At 46.0% G+C, this 18,806-nt stretch carries 15 protein-coding genes; 8 read left to right on the plus strand and 7 right to left on the minus strand.

Annotated elements, in window-relative coordinates:
* The first annotated feature begins 143 nt into the window (after positions 1-143).
* A complete protein-coding gene (locus tag V1L65_RS22475; RefSeq protein WP_331701522.1) occupies positions 144-1,874 on the plus strand; it encodes an ABC transporter ATP-binding protein in 1,731 nt (576 codons plus the stop codon).
* The gene (locus V1L65_RS22480; RefSeq protein WP_331701506.1) at positions 1,871-3,739 is read left to right on the plus strand and encodes an ABC transporter ATP-binding protein; all 1,869 of its coding nucleotides are present in this window, start codon (positions 1,871-1,873) and stop codon (positions 3,737-3,739) included. Before V1L65_RS22475 ends, V1L65_RS22480 begins: the two co-directional genes overlap by 4 nt.
* Before the next feature lie 35 nt (positions 3,740-3,774).
* Here V1L65_RS22480 and nagZ read toward each other — a convergent pair whose 3' ends face one another.
* Entirely contained in the window at positions 3,775-5,082 is a 1,308-nt protein-coding gene (gene nagZ / locus V1L65_RS22485) for a beta-N-acetylhexosaminidase (protein WP_331701507.1), read from the minus strand.
* A 117-nt stretch (positions 5,083-5,199) separates the two neighbouring features.
* Positions 5,200-5,985 (minus strand): AraC family transcriptional regulator, encoded by a 786-nt coding sequence (locus V1L65_RS22490; RefSeq protein WP_331701523.1) that lies wholly within the window; start codon positions 5,983-5,985, stop codon positions 5,200-5,202.
* Positions 5,986-6,164: 179 nt separating this feature from the next.
* Between V1L65_RS22490 and V1L65_RS22495 the strand changes: the two genes are divergently transcribed.
* Together V1L65_RS22495 and V1L65_RS22500 are read left to right on the plus strand one after the other, a co-directional pair.
* The gene (locus tag V1L65_RS22495; protein WP_331701508.1) at positions 6,165-7,169 is read left to right on the plus strand and encodes a Gfo/Idh/MocA family protein; all 1,005 of its coding nucleotides are present in this window, start codon (positions 6,165-6,167) and stop codon (positions 7,167-7,169) included.
* 27 nt (positions 7,170-7,196) lie between these two features.
* On the plus strand, positions 7,197-8,147 hold the full coding sequence (locus V1L65_RS22500; protein WP_331701509.1) for an aldo/keto reductase: 951 nt from the start codon (positions 7,197-7,199) through the stop codon (positions 8,145-8,147).
* Positions 8,148-8,238: 91 nt separating this feature from the next.
* On the opposite strand, the gene V1L65_RS22505 is transcribed toward V1L65_RS22500, so the two are convergent.
* From V1L65_RS22505 to V1L65_RS22520, 4 genes are all read right to left on the minus strand, one after another.
* A complete protein-coding gene (locus tag V1L65_RS22505) occupies positions 8,239-9,171 on the minus strand; it encodes a ribose-phosphate diphosphokinase (RefSeq protein WP_331701510.1) in 933 nt (310 codons plus the stop codon).
* A gap of 183 nt (positions 9,172-9,354) precedes the next feature.
* The gene (gene fabV, locus V1L65_RS22510) at positions 9,355-10,545 is read right to left on the minus strand and encodes an enoyl-ACP reductase FabV (RefSeq protein ID WP_331701511.1); all 1,191 of its coding nucleotides are present in this window, start codon (positions 10,543-10,545) and stop codon (positions 9,355-9,357) included.
* Positions 10,546-10,748: 203 nt separating this feature from the next.
* Positions 10,749-10,958 (minus strand): alpha/beta-type small acid-soluble spore protein, encoded by a 210-nt coding sequence (locus tag V1L65_RS22515; protein ID WP_331701513.1) that lies wholly within the window; start codon positions 10,956-10,958, stop codon positions 10,749-10,751.
* A gap of 192 nt (positions 10,959-11,150) precedes the next feature.
* Positions 11,151-12,449 carry an alpha-glucosidase/alpha-galactosidase gene (locus tag V1L65_RS22520; protein WP_331701514.1) on the minus strand — a complete coding sequence of 433 codons (1,299 nt, stop codon included), beginning with the start codon at positions 12,447-12,449 and terminating at the stop codon, positions 11,151-11,153.
* 184 nt (positions 12,450-12,633) lie between these two features.
* On the opposite strand from V1L65_RS22520, the gene V1L65_RS22525 reads away from it, so the two are divergent.
* Positions 12,634-13,566 (plus strand): AraC family transcriptional regulator, encoded by a 933-nt coding sequence (locus V1L65_RS22525; protein ID WP_331701515.1) that lies wholly within the window; start codon positions 12,634-12,636, stop codon positions 13,564-13,566.
* A gap of 151 nt (positions 13,567-13,717) precedes the next feature.
* Here the strand turns inward: V1L65_RS22525 and V1L65_RS22530 are convergent, their stop codons facing one another.
* Entirely contained in the window at positions 13,718-14,737 is a 1,020-nt protein-coding gene (locus tag V1L65_RS22530; RefSeq protein ID WP_331701516.1) for a LacI family DNA-binding transcriptional regulator, read from the minus strand.
* A 124-nt stretch (positions 14,738-14,861) separates the two neighbouring features.
* Here V1L65_RS22530 and V1L65_RS22535 point away from each other — a divergent pair, with 124 nt between their 5' ends.
* The 3 genes from V1L65_RS22535 to fucU are packed head-to-tail and all read left to right on the plus strand — an operon-like array spanning position 14,862 to position 17,782.
* Positions 14,862-16,652: an L-fucose isomerase gene (locus V1L65_RS22535; protein WP_331701517.1), complete on the plus strand. Its 1,791-nt coding sequence runs from the start codon at positions 14,862-14,864 to the stop codon at positions 16,650-16,652.
* 15 nt (positions 16,653-16,667) lie between these two features.
* A complete protein-coding gene (locus V1L65_RS22540) occupies positions 16,668-17,327 on the plus strand; it encodes a class II aldolase/adducin family protein (protein ID WP_331701518.1) in 660 nt (219 codons plus the stop codon).
* A 23-nt stretch (positions 17,328-17,350) separates the two neighbouring features.
* Positions 17,351-17,782, plus strand: coding sequence for an L-fucose mutarotase (gene fucU / locus V1L65_RS22545; protein WP_331701519.1), 432 nt, complete (start codon positions 17,351-17,353; stop codon positions 17,780-17,782).
* The last annotated feature ends 1,024 nt before the right edge of the window (positions 17,783-18,806 follow it).

Raw genomic sequence — 18,806 nt, forward strand, 5'->3', positions numbered from 1 at the left:
TATAATAATAACGCTCATGCAAAACAGCGTAAGAGGCCTGTCTCTTACGCTGTTTTCTATCGGTTTGACTTCAAGGATGAACAATACTTATAATGAGTTCACAGTTAGAGCAATGTTATTTTAACTAGAGAGAGGGAATGGAATTGATTGCTTTATTCAAGTATCTAAAGCCCTACCGATTATTCATTGTTACCGTACTTACCCTAATGTTTTGCGGCATTATGCTCGAGCTCTATTTGCCCACGTTAATGGCGGATCTGGTCGATAAAGGTATTGCGGACAATAATATCGGCTATGTATGGCGAACTGGCGGGCTTATGCTGCTATGTGCGGTAATTTCTGTAGCGCTTACCATTCTGGTATCCTATTTATCCTCCAGAATTACGCTGGGCTTCAGCCGGGATGTGCGAAAAGCTTTATTTGTACAAGTAGAAGGTTTATCCTTGCAGGAATTTGACCGTTTTGGCACAGCTTCTTTAATTACAAGAACTACGAACGATATTAAACAGGTGCAGGACGTTACTTCCATGATTCTGGGCATGATGACTAGAGCGCCGATTATGCTCGTTGGCGGCATAATACTGGCCATATCCAGAGACGCCAAGCTTTCCTACATCTTTCTTGCCTCGTTGCCAGTATTATCACTGCTTATCTTTTTAATATCCCGCAGGGCGATTCCACTGTTTGGCTTGCTTCAAAAAAAGACGGATAAATTGAATTTGCTGCTGCGCGAGACTTTAATAGGAACGCGGGTAGTAAGAGCGTTTAATCGCGTCGGCTATGAGCAAACGAGATTTAATGAGGCGAATGAGGATTATCGCGATACAGGTATTCGCGTTAACCGCATTCTTGCGCTTTTGTTTCCGGTCATGATGCTGGTTATGAACTTTACGAGTATTGCAATCATATGGTTTGGCGGGATTCGTATCGACCAGGGAGAGATGCAGGTCGGCAATCTGATGGCATTTTTACAATACGCCATGATGATCTTAATTTCGCTAGTGATGCTGTCCATGGCATTCGTATCGATACCGCGCGCACAAGCATCAGCGAAAAGAATTAACGAAGTATTGAACATAAACTCATCCATTCAAGATAACGAGCAGGCGATCGATATGCCCGCTGCTGACGGCGTGGATGTAGCCTTTGACAAGGTTACGTTTCACTACGCAGGCGCTGAGAAAAGCGCGCTCCATAATGTCTCCTTTACTGCGAGAGCTGGCCAGACAACCGCAATTATCGGAAGCACAGGTTCCGGTAAATCGACGCTTTTGCGTATGATTCCTCGTTTTTATGATGTGGAGTCCGGAAAAATTATGTTTAACGGAATCGATATCAGGCGCATTAAGCTTGACCAGCTGAGGGCGCAGCTCGGTTATGTCCCGCAAAAAGCAGCATTATTTCGCGGAACGATCAGAGATAATATCCGCTTCGGCAATGGCGATGTATCGGACCAGCAGGAGCAGGATGTGCTGGAAATTGCCCAGGCAGCGGATTTCGTCAAAGCAAAGGAAAATGGTGTGCTCGACGAAGTAAGCCAGGGCGGCGGAAATCTGTCCGGTGGGCAGAAGCAGAGGGTATCGATAGCGAGAGCTTTAGCAAGAAAGCCGAGCATTTATTTATTTGACGACAGCTTCTCGGCGCTTGATTATAAAACGGATGCCAGGCTGCGAAAAGCGCTTAAGCAAGTAACAGGAAAAGCTACTGTTATTATCGTGGCGCAAAGAGTAAGCACCGTTATGGATGCCGACCAGATTATCGTACTGCATGAAGGAGAAATTGTTGGAAGCGGCACGCACAAGCAGCTGATGGAAAGCAATTTGATTTATCAGGAAATCGTGCAGTCCCAGCAATTGGAGGAGGAAAGCGTATGAGTGCGAACAGAGGACAAGCTGCAGGCCATCGGCGCGGACCTGGTCCAGGAGGCGGTCACGGCGGTTTCCGCAAGGTGGAAAAGCCTAAAAACTTCAAGCAATCGTTGAGGCGGTTAGCCGGATACTTAAAGCCGCAGCGGTTCAATATAGCGTTAATCGTACTGGCTTCCATTCTAGGAACCGTATTTAGCGTAATCAGCCCTAAGCTGCTCGGTGATGCAACCTCGTCGTTGTTCGAGAGCTTTACAAAAGGAATTGGAGTAGATTTCAATTTTTTAGCGAAAATATTGCTTTGGCTAAGCGCGCTTTATTTATTTTCGGCTTTATTTACGTTTCTCCAGCAATACTTAATGGCAACTATTGCACAAAAAACAGCTGCCAAAATTCGCAGAGAAGTATTTGACAAGCTGATGCGGCTTCCGCTGCGCTACTTCGACAAGCATCCGCATGGCGATGTGCTTAGCCGGGCTGTAAATGATGTAGATAGTATTAACAGCTCGCTGCAGCAAGCGATTACTCAGCTTGTTTCGTCGGTTATAACTATTTTGGGCATTATCATTATGATGCTTTATATTAGTCCTTGGCTGTCTTTGGTTGTCTTGCTTACATTGCCGCTCAGCGCTTTTGCGATTTCTTTTATTGCGAAACGCTCGCAAAAGTTTTTTGTCGGACAGCAAGCCGAGCTGGGGGCGGTCAATGGTCATATTGAAGAAATGTACAGCGGCCATCAAGTTGTAAAAGCTTATGGCTATGAGAAGCAGGCGGTAGGCACATTCAATGAGATGAATGAAAAATTGTATGAGGCGGGCAGAAAAGCGCAATTTATGTCCGGAATTATGATGCCGATTATGATGTTTATCGGAAATATAAGCTATGTTCTCGTCAGTTTAATAGGCGGCTTATTAGTTATTAACGGCAATATACGGATCGGTGACGTACAGGCTTTCATTCAATATACCCAGCAGCTTAATCAGCCCATGGCGCAGGCTGCAGGCTTGTCAGGTATGATTCAGACGGCGCTTGCCGCTGCTGAACGTATATTTGAATTGCTGGATGAGGAGGAGGAGCCTCAGCAGCAGCCGCATTATGACGGAATAAACCAATTGGCCGGTCGCATCGCTTTTGACCATATTGGCTTTGGCTATGAGAAAGATAAGCAGATTATCAAAGATTTAAATATTGAGGTAGAGCAGGGGCAAACGATTGCGATTGTAGGGCCTACTGGGGCTGGCAAAACTACGATGATTAATCTGCTCATGCGCTTCTATGAACCGGATGCTGGTAAAATTATGCTGGACGGCGTTGATTTCAGCAGAATGAGCCGCGAACAGGTTAGAAGCAGATTTGCAATGGTTATCCAGGATACATGGCTGTTTCAAGGCACGATATACGATAATATTGCCTACGGCAAGGAGAATGCTGCGGAGGAAGAGATCATACAGGCGGCAAGAAGTGCTTATGCCGATGATTTTATACGCAAACTTCCTGAAGGCTACAATACACAGCTGAGTGAGGATGCCTCTAATATATCGCAAGGACAGAAGCAGCTCATTACGATTGCTCGCGCCTTGCTGGCTGATCCGCTTGTGCTTATTTTGGACGAGGCGACGAGCAACGTGGACACCCGGACCGAAATGAATATTCAACGAGCGATGAAGGTGCTTATGAAGGGCAGGACAAGCTTTGTCATTGCCCACCGTCTCTCCACGATCCGTGATGCCGATCTTATTCTTGTTATGAATAAAGGCGAGATAATCGAACAGGGTACGCATGAGCAGCTGATGGAGCAGCACGGCTTTTATGCTGAGCTGCACAACAGCCAGTTTGAAGGCGCTGAGCTCGACATGGCAAGCAGCAATCAATAGCGACAGCTCGCATGGCAAAAAGACAGTCTGCTGGATTACTTCAGCAGACTGTCTACTTTTTTATTCAGTTCAGCAACATCCAAGACTGGCGTCGCTTCATCGCTCAGCTCGTATTTTTGCTTTAGCGTTAAAATTCTTTCTACACTCTCATTAATTCTTTCCTCCGTCAGAATGCCGTCAGCAGCAGCCTGATTCAGGCGATCCCAAACCTTAAGCTGCAGCTTGGGATCGTGGCCGATCAAGACGATATCTGTGCCTGCCAATATAGATTGCAAGGCAGCCTCTGCGATATCACGATGCTTCGTAATGCCTCCCATCGTCATATCATCCGTAATAATGACTCCGTCATAATCGAGCTCGCTGCGCAGCCAATCCGATACTATTTTCTCAGATAATGAAGCGGGAAATTCCTCATCAATAGCCGGTATGAGCAAATGCCCTACCATAATGGAATCGGCATCCTCCGCAATAGCTTCAACGAAAGGCTTGGTTTCAAAGCTCTCCAGCTCACTTTTACTTTTTTGGATAACAGGAAGATCCTGATGCGAATCAACAGTTGTATCACCATGGCCGGGAAAATGCTTGACGGATGTTGCAACCTGCTCCGACTGTATTCCCTTCATCGCTTCAAGGGCGTAACGGGCAGCTTGCTCCGGCGTCGTACCGTAAGCGCGATTGCCGATAACCGGATTTTTGGGGTTGCTGTTAATATCTAGCACTGGAGCGAAGTCAAAATTAAAGCCAAGAGAACTAACTTCTAAACCGATTGCTTGTCCGGTGCGATACGCATAATCTGGATTTTCCTTGCTGCCTACAATATTTGGAGAAGGAATTTTGATGAATTCTTCCGGCATACGGCTTACTTTTCCGCCTTCCTGATCTACGCCCAGCCAAAGCGGAATTTCGTACGCTTGATTGCGTTGTTTCAAATCGTTAAGTAGCGTCCAGGCTTGCTCTGCGGATTTGATATTGTTTTTATATAAAATAAAACCGCCGATCTTGTTATTAAGCATCGCTTCTGTATCGCTGTTAACCGCAGTGCCTTCCAAACCTATCAGCATCAATTGGCCGATTTTTTGTGAAACGGTCATGCTTTCCAGCGTTTGCTTGACTTGCTGATTAGCTTGCTCCGGCTCGGCTGTGCTGGCTGCTGACGGGACAGGCTTGTCTGTCGGCTGCTGAGGCACGGCCGTTTTGCTTGGCTCCTTGCCAGGCTTCTGATCATCCGGCGGATGGGATGAGGAATTGCTGCAGCCAAATAGTATAAATAGACAAGAAAACATTAGCAGTATCCAGCTCAAAACCTTGCTGTTAGTCATTGAAATGGGTCTATATCGTTTCATTTCTGGTATACACCTCCGTGTTTCCGCTGCTTGCAAGCTGCTCATTCTGTTATTGGTTCACAAATGGTTGCCTCAATGATTCGACATTATTCTATACTTGCTATTATACACGAATTATTATACATCAAATAATTGACGATATGCGCTCGGCGTAACACCTTCATGCTCTATGAAGCGTTTGTTAAAATAACTTACACTCGGATAGCCTGAATCATTGGCAATCTGCCCGATCGAAACCTCCTTGCGCTCCAGCAGCCACTGCTTCGCCATTTGCAAGCGGCAGCGTGTAATAAATTCTATCGGCGTCATTTCCATTACGCTTTTGAATAGCTTGCAAAAATAATGAGTACTTACGCCAGCCTCATCCGCCCATCTTTCCAGCGAAAACGGCTCAGCGGCTTCATGCTGCATGATAGGCAGCAGCTCATGGATGCGCTGAGAGGCATTATTTGATTTATGCTCAGACAAGGGGATAGCATTCTCTACAAACAATGTAATGAGCGCATAAGTAAGGGTAGACAGCTTGCCAGGATGCAGCATGCGGTTTTTTTCTGTTTCTTTAAGCAGCTCTTCGTGAGCTGCAAACCAAAGCTCGGGCTGGCGTATTTTCCATAAAGGGCTGCGATGCAAATTTCTTGCTATGAAATAGTCAGACAAGCTTTCGCCGTAAAAATGAACCCAGCGAATGTTCCAGGGATCGTCCTTGCTGCTGTAATAATGTTGTTTTTGCAAAGGAAAATAAAGAACAGCATCACCTGCTGTAAGCTCGTATTTCTGATCATCAATTTCTATATAGCCCTTACCTGATATAACAAAGTGGATATTGAAATTATTTAAAGCTCCTGCGCTGCGAAATACGTGATGACTAGGCCAATTGACATAATGTCCTACTGATTCGGGCATGCAAAAATAAGGATTTTGCAATAGAGTTAATAAATGGCTTTGTCTCTGATTGGTGTGCACAAGCATCCTCCTATGACAATTTAGTGCTAATACGGTTCAAAATAATATCATTTTAATTTTAATACTCTCAATCTATAATAACAATATATTCTTAAATAACTGTTTGAGGTGATGGTGAAATGAGCACTCAAAAATTAAAATGGGGCATTATGGGCTGTGCAGGAATAGCAAAACGGGCAGTCATACCAGGTGTGCATTTATCTGAATGGAATGAAGTGGCTGCTATAGCAAGCAGAAATATGGAGCAGGCCAAACAGACGGCTTCCGAACTGAATATTCCTGTTGCCTATGGCAGCTATGAGGAATTGCTGCAGGATTCATCACTGGACGTAATATATATTCCGCTGCCTAATCATTTGCATAAAGAATGGGCAATCAAGGCTTTGGAGGCGGGCAAGCATGTGCTGTGCGAGAAGCCGATCGCATTGACGGCAGAAGAAGCTGAGGAAATGGCTGATGTCAGCGAAAAGACTGGCAAGCTGCTTGCGGAAGCTTTTATGTATCGCTATCATCCGCGTTATGAGCTGATTAAACAAATAATAGACTCCGGCAAAATCGGAGAGCTGCGAGGCATTCATAGCACCTTTACCTTTAATAATGCCGCTGATACGAATAATGTGCGCTACAAAAAGGAGTGGGGAGGCGGCTCCTTATATGATGTAGGCGTATATCCAATTAGCGCGGCCAGACTGCTGCTGGAGCGCGAGCCGGAGGCGGCAACGACGCAAGCGATGTTCTCAGATGCCCATGGCGGCGTTGATATGATGATGTCCGGTATCATTGAATTTCCAGGTGATATCGCATTAACTTTCGACTGCGGCATGTGGACGGCTTTTCGCAATCCGCTGGAAATTGTCGGTTCAACAGGCATTATCCAGGTACCGTCCGCTTATGTAACACCTAAGCCAGGCAGCGGAAATTTCTTTGTGGAAACCAGCGATGGGCGCAGAGAAGTTGCTGTGGAGCATATTAACGCTTACACGGCGCAGGCCGATCATTTGGCAAAAGCAATTAAGGGAGAGGCAAAGCTGGCATTTGGCATGTCTGATTCGATTCGCAATATGAAAGTAGTAGACGCTTGCTTGCGTTCCGCTGAGGAAAGAGCAAGGATTGTTATTTCATAAAATAAAGAAGCAAAGGAGGCCAAAAGGATGGATTATATTACAATACCGGGTATTGCTAAGCCGGTCAGCCGACTAATGAAGGGCACGGACTATTTTTATCCTGCCAGCTATGAGAAGGCTGCAGCGAATATGGATGCTTTTCTTGCTATTGGCGGCAATTCGCTGGATACTGCACATATTTATTGCGGCGGTCAAAGCGAAGAGGTCATTGGGAAATATATGAAAGAACGGGGAAACAGAGACAAGCTGGTTATTTTAACGAAGGGGGCTCATCATGATCAAACGGGTCCTCGAGTAAATAAAGAAGCCATTGATGCTGATATTGCAGACAGCATCAAGCGGCTGCAAACGGATTATATTGATATGTACGCGCTGCATCGCGATGACCCTTCCAAGCCGGTAGCAGAAATAATCGATGCCCTTAATGCCCATATTAAGGCAGGCACTGTAGGCGCGATTGGCGTTTCTAATTGGACCTGGCAGCGTATTAAAGAGGCTAATGAATATGCAGCCGACAGAGGACTGACGGGTTTTACCTTCAGCAGCCCAAATTTGAGCCTGGCTAAGGCGAATGAGCCGTTCTGGGCAGGCTGTGTGTCTGCTGATGAGGAGACCTGTGCTTGGCATGAGCGCGAGCAGCTGCCGCTGCTGTCCTGGTCATCGCAAGCTAGAGGCTTCTTTACTGGCCGTTTTTCGCCAGAGGATCGCACTAATGCGGATCTGGTTCGAGTTTTTTATAGCGATGACAATTGGGAGAGACTGCGCCGCGCCACACTGCTGGCTGAACAAAAAGGCGCGTCTGCTATCCAAATTGCATTGGCATATGTGCTGAATCAGCCATTTCCAACCTGTGCATTAATTGGAGCGCAGTCGGAAGCGGAGCTTCATTCCTGTCATGAGGGTGCGTCCATTAAATTGACAAAAGAGGAAATGGAATGGCTGGATTTAACGAATCGGGCCGAACTGATTCGTAGTTAGTCCAAATGACAACAAGGGGCTGCCTCTCTTTACACCATCGCAAAATGGCGTAAAGGAGGCAGCCCTTATTATCCTTGATTCTGCACAGCTGTTATTCTGTTTTGAATAGAGTTGCAATCGAACCGCCGCGAGTAATAATGTTGATGGCTGTAGCCAGCAGGTCGGCAATCGACAGCACATGAAAGTTTGGCGGCGGCGCTTCCTCCGCTGCTATCGTATCGGTGATAACAACTTCGGCAATGCTTGGATGCTGCAGCTTTTTCATCGCTTTTTCTGAAAATAATCCATGCGTAGCGCAAATATAGGCATCCTTTGCTCCCCGCTTTTTCAATGCCTCAACTACATTTACAATCGTACCGCCTGTATCGATTAAATCCTCAATAATAATCGGAGTCATCCCGTCGACTTCTCCAATAATATGTGTTATTTCGGTTTTATTGTGGGCAGGCCTGTTTTTGATCATTATCGCAAAAGGCCAGTTGAGCAGATCAGCAAGCTTCTCAGCCGTGGCGGCACGCCCGGCATCAGGAGAAACGACGACAGGATTTGGAATGTTTTTGAGCCTTAGGTAGTCAATAATTAAATCCAGAGCTGTGAGATGATCGACCGGTATTTTGAAAAATCCTTGAATGGGGTCTGCATGCAAATCAATCGTTATAATCCGATCCGCGCCTGCTGTTGTCAAAATGTCAGCCACCATTTTGGCCGATATTGGCTCGCGGGGGGCGGATTTTCGTTCCTGACGAGCATAACCGTAGTATGGCATGATAACATTGATCGTTCGAGCTGATGCTCTCCTGGCAGCATCTATCATAATGAGCAGCTCGACCAAATGCTCATTCACAGGATGAGATAGAGATTGGACGATGAACACATCATAGCCGCGTACTGTTTCTTGATAGGCTACATAAATCTCTCCGCTTTCCATTTTTGACAAGGAGACGTCCCCAAGGGAAACGCCTAATTGGTCGCATAGTTTCTCAGCCAGCTCCGGATTGGATGAACCAGCGAAAATTTTGAGCATAAGCGAGCTCCTTCCAGCGTGACTTCCTATAGATTACACAATTTCATTATACTATATGAGTTTTTAATATCAAATAATGGAATTTTGGGTATGGCTGCAAAATCAATTTTGACAAGACAACGTCAAAAAAAGGGTTGTCAACACATCGGCCGACAACCCCGTTATTAGTATTATCTTTATAAATTAGCGAAGATTTATGACAGCTACAGCTGGATCTGTATCTTTCTCATAATCGATGCCTTCCGTTTCAAAGCCGAACAATTGGAAAAACTCGCGGCGGTAGCCTTCAAGATCGGACAGCTCATATACATTTTCAGTAGTAAGGTCCTGCCATAGCTGAGCAACCTCGCTTTGGATGTCTTCTTTCATTTCCCAATCGTCAATGCGAATAAGCCCTCTGCTGTCTACAGGCACTTCTTTGCCAGAGTATAGTCTTTCCGAGAAAAGACGGTACATTTGCTCAATACAGCCTTCATGCAGCCCTTTTTCTTTCATCACCTTGTACAATGCGGAAATATAAAGCGGAACAACAGGGATCGCCGAGCTGGATTGCGTAACAAGCGCTTTATTAACGGATACGAAAGCCCGTCCGCCTGCAGCGCTTAGCTGCTCGTTAATATTTTTGGCCGCTTTTTCAAGGTCCATTTTGGCAGCGCCGATCGTCCCGTCCAAATAAACAGCATGTGTAATTTCTGGGCCAAGATAAGAGTAAGCAACTGTTGTAGCCTGATCAGCGAGCACGCCAGCCTTTTTGAGCTCGTCGATCCACATTTGCCAGTCCTCGCCGCCCATTACAGCGATCGTTTGGCGCAGCTCATCCTCTGTTGCAGGCTCGATTGTAGCAACCGTAACCTCGCCGCTATGGAAATTAACGGTTTTGTTGCTGTAAGTTTCGCCAAGCGGCTTAATGACGGAGGAGAAGGTTTCGCCTGTTTTTGGATGCGTGCGGCGAGGTGAAGCTACACTGTATACGAGCAAGTCGATTTGGCCAAGCTCCGTTTTAATAAGATCAATTGTTTTTGCTTTAATTTCATCGGAGAATGCGTCGCCTACAATGCTGTAGGATTTAAGACCGGCTTCTGCCGCAGCCTGTTCAAATGCAGCTGAATTGTACCAGCCTGCTGTTGCAGTGCGGGAGCCTTCCGCTTCTTTGTCAAAATATACGCCTACCGTATTTGCGCCAGCTCCAAAAGCAGACACAATTCTCGAAGCAAGGCCGTAGCCGGTCGAAGCGCCGATTACAAGCACATTGCGCGGACCTTCAAGCTTGGGCTGGGATCGAACATAATCTATTTGACGTTGGACTTGTTTAGCGCAGCCCTCAGGATGGGCTGTAGTACAAATAAAGCCACGGGTTTTTGGTTGAATAATCATAAACATATATTCCTTTCCATATAAAATTCAGAAGTTATGTAGTTCAGTAAAGAGGCATATTATTCATTTTACCGATTTTTCAGTTCAAATGGAAGCTATATTAATATCGTTGTTGCCAGAAATGAAAAATGGCGTGCAGAGCCAGGCTCTGATCGCCATTTTTTTCCAATGTTCTATACAAGTTATTGCTTGTGATGTAACGATTAGCGGCGTCCAGAAAGCTGCTGCTGAGCCATTTGAACAAGGCGACGAGTAATGGAACCGCCGATGGAGCCCATGTCGCGAGTCGTCATGTTGCCATAATAACCATCTTGCGGCAGCTGAATGCCAAGCTCTTGAGCTACTTCGTATTTCATTTGCTCAAGTGCTGCTCGCGCTTGAGGTACTACGAGCTGGTTTGTGTTCCTAGCCATTGATTATCATCCTCCTTCTGAAGTTATTATGCAACTTGTCCAAAAGTATTATTCGCTAATTAGCCCTTAATTTTCCTAAATGTGAAAAAACTTTTAAGCATAAGAAAAAGCACGCTTAATCCATGAAAAAAACGCTGCAGGAGCAAGCTCTTGCAGCGAGGGGATGAGAAAACGTACAAATTGCTGAATGTATTATTTATATTCAGGCAGCCAATTGCCGTGCGCTTCAATAAGATCATCGCATAACGATACGATATCGTCCATGGACAGCTCAGCACCTGTATGAGGATCAAGCATGGCAGCGTGATAAATATGCTCACGCTTGCGTGTAACTGCGGCTTCAAGAGTTAGCAGCTGTGTATTGATATTGGTACGGTTAAGAGCTGCAAGCTGCGGCGGCAAATTGCCGATATGGATCGGCTGGATGCCGTTGCGGTCTACGAGACAAGGCACCTCGACACAGGCTTCTTTCGGCAGATTCGTAATGAGGTCTGTATTCATAACATTACCGCCGATTTTGAATGGCTTATTCGTCTCAATTGCCTCAAAGATGTACGACGCATATTCATGGCTGCGGCAATGCTCCAAATTAGCATTATTAACGAGCGATTCGCGCATCGATTTCCAGCCTTCGATTTGATTGATGCAGCGGCGCGGATATTCATCCAAAGGAATATTGAAGCGTTCGATAAGCTCAGGATAATTGCGCTTAATAAAATACGGGTGGTATTCTGCATTATGCTCTGAAGATTCGGTAATGTAGTATCCGAATTTCAGCATCATTTCAAGGCGAACCATATCATGATGCTTCTCTAGCTGCTTCTCGGCAGCTCTTCTTTTAATCTCCGGATATAAATCTACGCCATCCTTGCTAACTTCGAGCAGCCAGGCCATATGGTTAATGCCCGCAATATTCCATTTCACACCTTCGGCGTCCATGCCAAGCAGCTTGAATAATTCCGGCACGCAAACCTGCACGCTGTGACAAAGTCCAACAGTTTTTACGCCGCCATAAGTGTTCATCGCATTCGTAAGTACTGCCATTGGATTCGTATAGTTGAGGAACAACGCGTCTGGACATACTTCGTTAATATCCTGCGCAATATCAAGCATGACAGGAATCGTTCTAAGATTGCGGAAGAGCCCGCCGATCCCTACAGTATCGGCAATTGTTTGGCGCAGGCCGTATTTCTTCGGTATTTCAAAATCTGTAATTGTACACGGATCATAGCCGCCTACTTGAATTGCGTTCACGATATACTTTGCACCGCGCAGCGCATCCTTGCGATTGCTATAGGCTTTAATGACGCAGCTGCTGCCGCTTGTTTTCTGCAAATTCAGCAGCATTTTCTCTGAATCCTTTAATCTTTCCGCATCAATATCAAACAAGGCCAGTTCAAAGCCCTGCAAGGCAGGCGTCTGCATAACATCACCTAGAATATTTTTAGCAAATACAGAGCTTCCAGCACCGATAAATGTAATCTTGGACAAAATAAACTTCCTCCTTTAGAATAAGTGTTATAAAAAGAGTGCAATCCTATAAACATTGGAATAACAAGCTTAATTCACTTTTAGTATAGTTGAGATTATAATTGTTGAATATGGAAGTATCGCATAGCAATATGGAGGAATGTTGCATCATTTTTGTGTAAAGCTGATAGGGAGGCGGCGGCATATGACAATACCACAGCATCATTATTTTTCGGTTTCATTGAATGAAGCCCCGCTCAAGCAGGAAATGTCTGTATTATTTAGCGGGGAAGGCGGTCCGATTGCTGGTCATTATATCGGTCCTGCGGTACATGATTACTATTTAATTCATATCGTCCTTTCGGGCACAGGGAAATTTGAAACACTGGGAACATCGGTTTCTTGCGAAAGAGGAGATGTGTTTGTCATATTTCCTGATATTCTAGTGAAATACGAAGCGGATGAGCATAATCCCTGGACCTATGCTTGGGTTGCTTTCAGCGGAGAGGTAGTAGAAACTGCCCTGCGTTCAATTGGGATTACACCGGACCGGGCTATTATTAAAAATTGCTTCGAGAGCAAAATTACCGGTTTATTGCAGGGGATTAGAGCCAGCCTTGAGGAGGAGCTTTATCCGGCATTAGGCAATATGAAAGCTGCTAGCCTGCTGCGCAGGATCTTCTATGAGCTGGGGCTGCAGGCTGCGCAAAATGAGCAGGCGCTGGCTGAAAGCAAGGGAGAGCAGGTACAATATCCGGCCGTTCAGCTAGACATTGCAAACACGGCTAATGCACATACCTACCGCCAGGTGGAGCAGGCTATACGCATGTTTTCTTTGCAGTATTCGCAGCAGTTATCAATTGAGTCTATCGCTCGAACACTGGGCTACCACCGTGCCCATTTAACGAAGCTGTTCAAAGAAGCGACCGGCTTGTCGCCGCAGCAGTTCCTATTCAAAACACGGATGAAAAAGGCTGAGGAGCTGCTGCAGGGGGATTTGACAGTCGCCCAGGTTGCAGCATCGATAGGTTATAATGATCCGTTGTTTTTCACTAAACAATTCCGCAAATGGAGCGGACATTCGCCCACCGAATACCGCCAGCAATACAAGGAGCCTGCCAAGCAGACTGTCGATTAATTGTGGGCACAGCGGTCGGAATCCCAATCTTGATCGCAGTGGCCCCCTTTCTATTGATTGTTGCCCTATCCGCAATTAATCGACAGTCTCCCAAGCAGCAATAGCTGCATTGGCAGGCTCATTATTTTGTACGTCATTGCGCAATTTTGACTTATTGAGGCAATATATTGCGAACCGATCTTCTTACGACAAGCTCGGCAGGCAGTACGACCTTGCGCCAAGGCTGCACAGCTTCACGTTCGGCGATCCGCTCTACGAGCATTTGAACGCCCATATAGCCAAATTGATAAGCCTGCTGGGCTGCAACCGTTAGAAATGGCTCTGCCTCAGAATACGGGCCCAAGTCGTCAAAGCAAACGATAGACAGCTGCTCCGGCACTTGAATATGACGCTCGCGCAGGACGCGCAGCGCTTCCACTGCAAGCACGTTGTTGCCAGCCACAATAGCGGTAGGCGCCGGCTGCAAGGACAGCAGCCAATCGGCCAGCTCCTGGAGATCATGCTGAGCCCCAAAGCTGGTCCGGTAAATATAATCTTCTCGAGGCTCCAGTCCGTTCAGAAGCAGGCCTTCACAATATCCTTGCAGGCGCAGGCGGGCGCTGGATATCGTATCGGCGCCGTTAATCATTGCGATCTGGCGGTGGCCGTTCGCAATCAGATGCTCCACAAGCTGACGAGCTCCTTCCTTGCTGTCACCAAGCACAATATCATACTCAACGCCAGGCACCTCGCGATCAAGCAGCACGAACGGAACATTATGCTTGCGCAGCGATTCCAGATGCGGAAGCGACGGATCGCCTGTCGGCGCAAGCAGCACGCCGTCGACCCGGGTCGTTAATATAGTCGTAATATAATCCGCTTCTTTATCTAGGTTCTCGTCGCTGTTTCCAAATAGAAGGCGGTAGCCATACTTCTTGGCGGCATCCTCTGCGCCGCGGGCAATTGTCGTATAGAAAGGATTATTAATATCCGTAATGAGCAAAAAGAGCAGCTTCGTTTGCTGAAGCACTAAATTTCGCGCTGTCTGATTGGGGACATAGTTCATTTCCTCCATCACTTTTTTTACTTTGGCGCGTGTCTTGTCGCTAATTTTGCCAGTGTTATTGATAACTCTGGAAACCGTCATAGCGGATACATTCGCTTTTGCAGCAATATCATAAATCGTAACCATGCAAGTAGCTCCTTGTAAGATAATACTTATCCTATCATACCTAAAAGTTAACGTTGACAGCAAGCAAATAAATTGTTAGATTGATGTTATCGATAACATTTTTAATTACGCAGGAGGGGTTATAATGTCGCTTGAGCAGTACAGATATGCAGCTGGTTTTCCGAAAATAGGAATTAGACCGACCATTGACGGCCGTCGCAAAGGTGTACGTGAATCACTGGAAGAGCAAACGATGAATATGGCTAAAGCAACTGCAGCGTTACTATCGGAGCATCTTCGCTATCCTAATGGCGAGCCGGTGGAATGTGTCATTGCCGACACGACAATTGGCGGAGTAGCTGAAGCCGCAGCCTGTGCGAGCAAATTTGCGCGTGAAGGTGTAGGCGTTTCCATTACTGTTACTCCTTGCTGGTGCTATGGTACCGAAACGATGGATATGGACCCGTCGATCCCGAAGGCGGTATGGGGCTTTAACGGAACCGAGAGACCTGGCGCCGTATACTTGGCTGCCGTATTGGCCGGTTATGCTCAGAAAGGCTTGCCTGCATTCGGAATTTATGGCGAGCAGGTTCAGGATTCCTCCGATACGTCCATCCCGGGTGATGTGAAGGATAAATTGATTGGCTTTGCTAAAGCTGGTTTGGCCGTTGCTTACATGCGCGGCAAATCCTATTTGTCAATGGGTTCAGTTTCAATGGGGATTGCCGGTTCTATCGTGAATGATAACTTTTTCCAGGAGTATCTTGGAATGCGTAATGAATACATTGATATGTCCGAGTTTGTCCGTCGTATGGACGAAGGGATTTATGATCAGGAAGAATTCGAAAAGGCTATGGCATGGGTAAAAGAGCATTGTGTTGAGGGCGTTGACAACAATGCAGCTGATATTCAGCAGTCCAGAGAGAAGAAGGATCAGGATTGGGAAACGGTTGTGAAAATGACGCAAATTACCCGCGATCTTATGATTGGCAATCCGCGTCTTGCCGAGCTTGGCTTTGGCGAAGAAGCGCTGGGTCATCAAGCGATCGTATCGGGCTTCCAGGGGCAGCGCCAATGGACGGATCATTTTCCAAATGGCGACTTTCTTGAATCGATGCTTAATTCATCCTTCGACTGGAACGGCATTCGTGCGCCTTATTTAGTAGCAACGGAAAATGACAGCCTTAACGGGGTCGTCATGCTGTTTGGCAGTCTGCTGACGAATACCGCGCAAATTTTTGCGGATGTGCGTACTTATTGGAGCCCAGAATCGGTTGAGCGTGTAACAGGTCACCAGCTCAGCGGCGCAGCGGCAAACGGAATTATTCATTTGATCAATTCAGGCTCAGCTACGCTGGACGGCACTGGAGAGCAATCGAAGGACGGCATGCCGGCGATGAAGCCGTTCTGGGAAATTACAGAGGAGGAAGCAAAGCGCTGTCTGGCGGCTACTTCCTGGAGACCGGCTAATGTAGAGTACTTCAGAGGCGGGGGCTATTCTTCCGATTTCTTGACAAAAGGCGGTATGCCGATGACGATGTCGCGCATCAACATGGTGAAGGGCATCGGGCCAGTGCTGCAAATAGCAGAGGGCTATTCTGTAGAATTGCCAGAGAATGTGCATGAGGCGCTTGATAACCGGACGGATCCAACCTGGCCGACGACTTGGTTTGCACCAATTATTACAGGCGAGGGAGCATTCCGTTCCGTGTACGATGTTATGAACAATTGGGGCGCCAACCACGGTTCCATCAGCTTTGGACATATTGGTGCAGATTTGATCACATTAGCTTCAATGCTGCGTATTCCTGTGAACATGCACAATATTGCAGAGGAAAAAATATTCCGTCCAAAAGCATGGGGCTTATTCGGAACAGCGGATGCAGAAGCGGCTGATTACCGTGCGTGTACAAATTTTGGACCACTATATAAATAGAATGTAGGTGTTAGGATGGGCAGTAAAGCGATTCGAGAAGAACTGTGCCGTTACGCGAAAAAAATAGTAGCCAATAAATTAGTTGTAGGACCAGGCGGCAATATTAGCGCCAAGCATGACGGGTATATGTACTTGTCGCCAAGCGGCTTTGCGCTGGATGAAATTGAACCTGATCAATGGGTAGAGGTGCATATTGAGTCAGGTAAAATTACGGATACAGGCTTTAGACCTTCCTCAGAGGTTTTAATGCATCTGTACGCTTATCGTGTAAATCCTGATATTGGCGCTATCGTGCATACTCATCCTCCTTATTGCATTGCCTTTACGCTTGTTGAGCAGGAGCTGCCGATTATGTTCCCGGACCAAGCGGCGCTCGTCGGAAAAACATTATATGTACCGTATGTCCTTCCTACGACAGATAAGCTTGCGGATGCTTATGCGGCAGTGGTCAATAAAGCGAGCTCTGTTTTGCTCGGCAACCATGGGCTGGTAACGACCGGGCGGAATTTGCGTGAAGCATATTACCGTACGGAGGTTGTTGAAGAAAGTGCTAAGATTTATTTGATCGCCAAAGCGATCAAGGAGCCGAAAGTGTTGACTGATGCTGAATTTGAAGAAATTGCTTCATTGGAAAGCGAGGCTTACCGCGTCCAGCTGCTGCAAAAAATGCAGTAACCTTTAGAGCAGGAGATGACTATATGCTAAAAGGAATTCCGAGTATTATTTCTCCCGAGCTGCTTAAAGTGCTGATGGAGATGGGGCATAGCGATGAGCTCGTGTTTGCAGACGGCAATTTTCCAGCTGCCAGCCATGCTGTCCGATTAATTCGCTGCGATGGCCATTCCATACCGGAGCTGCTAGAAGCTGTGCTTCAGCTGTTTCCGCTAGATCAATACGTAGATAAGCCAGCGGCGCTTATGGGAGTTACCCCGGGCGATACAGTGCAAACGCCGATATGGGACGAATACAAGCAGATCGTGAATAAGCATGCCGGCGATGCGGATTGCTTTGAGGAAATAGAGAGGTTTGCCTTTTATGAGCGGGCTAAGCGCGCCTATGCAATTGTTGCAACGGGTGAAAAAGCTCTTTATGCCAATTTGATTATTAAAAAAGGCGTAGTCGTAGAGTAAGGAACAGTTGCTGGGAATAATATTATAGTATGCACAAGTTACAATGAACAATAGAAGAAGGCAAAAGTTGCAGTGAACAATAGAAGAAGGCAAAAGTTACAATGAACAATAGAAGAAGGCAAAAGTTACAATGAACAATAGAAGAAGGCAAAAGTTACAGTAAACAATAGAGGAGTAAGCAAAGTTGCAATATACCACAATAGAGAAGGCAATATTGTAGTCGTAATAAAGCAGACAATAGTTGCCGTGATTCATAGTTTAGAAACTTGGCGTCCATAGATTCTTCATGAATCTAATGGGCGTCTATTTTATCGTATTAGCGTCGAAAAATTAGTAACTTTAGCTGTTGAGGCAAAAATGATTGATATCATGAATCGTTATTTTGTCGTCCAAAGTGTCTAACGGTTGCTACAGCCGCTAAAGGGCTGGTTTTATGCTGTTTAATTTTTTAACGGTTGTATTAGCGGCTATTTCGGCAATTTAGCGTATTTTTAGCTAATATTGATTGGATAGCGGCAATGGCAACCGTTAGATTTAAAAACACCTTATTTTTTAATGAATAGGCTCTGTGGCAACCGTTAGCACACTCACCATCGTTCTGAAAGCTTAAAAGCACGCACACCATCGTTCAGTTGCTGGGAACAATAGTAGATTAGGCAAAAGTAGAAGTAATCAGTAGTAAAGTAGGTAATAGTTACAGTTACAATAGTAGAAAAAGCAACTAGTTGTAATTGCTTTGAATCGTAATAAAGCAGACAATAGTTGCCGTGATTCATAGTTTAGAAACTTGGCGTCCATTAGACTTTTCATGAATCTAAAGGGCGTCTATTTTTATGGGCACTGGCGTCGAAAAGTTAGTAATGATTGTCATCATGAATCGTTACATTGGTGTTGAAAGTGTGTAACGGTTGCTACAGGCGCTAAAGGGCTGATTTTATGCTTTTTAATTTTTTAACGGTTGTATTAGCGGCTATTTCAGCAATTTAGCGTATTTTTAGCTGATATTGATTGAATAGCGGCAATG

The sequence above is a fragment of the Paenibacillus sp. IITD108 genome, assembly GCF_036541265.1.
Classification (GTDB): Bacteria; Bacillota; Bacilli; order Paenibacillales; family Paenibacillaceae; genus Pristimantibacillus.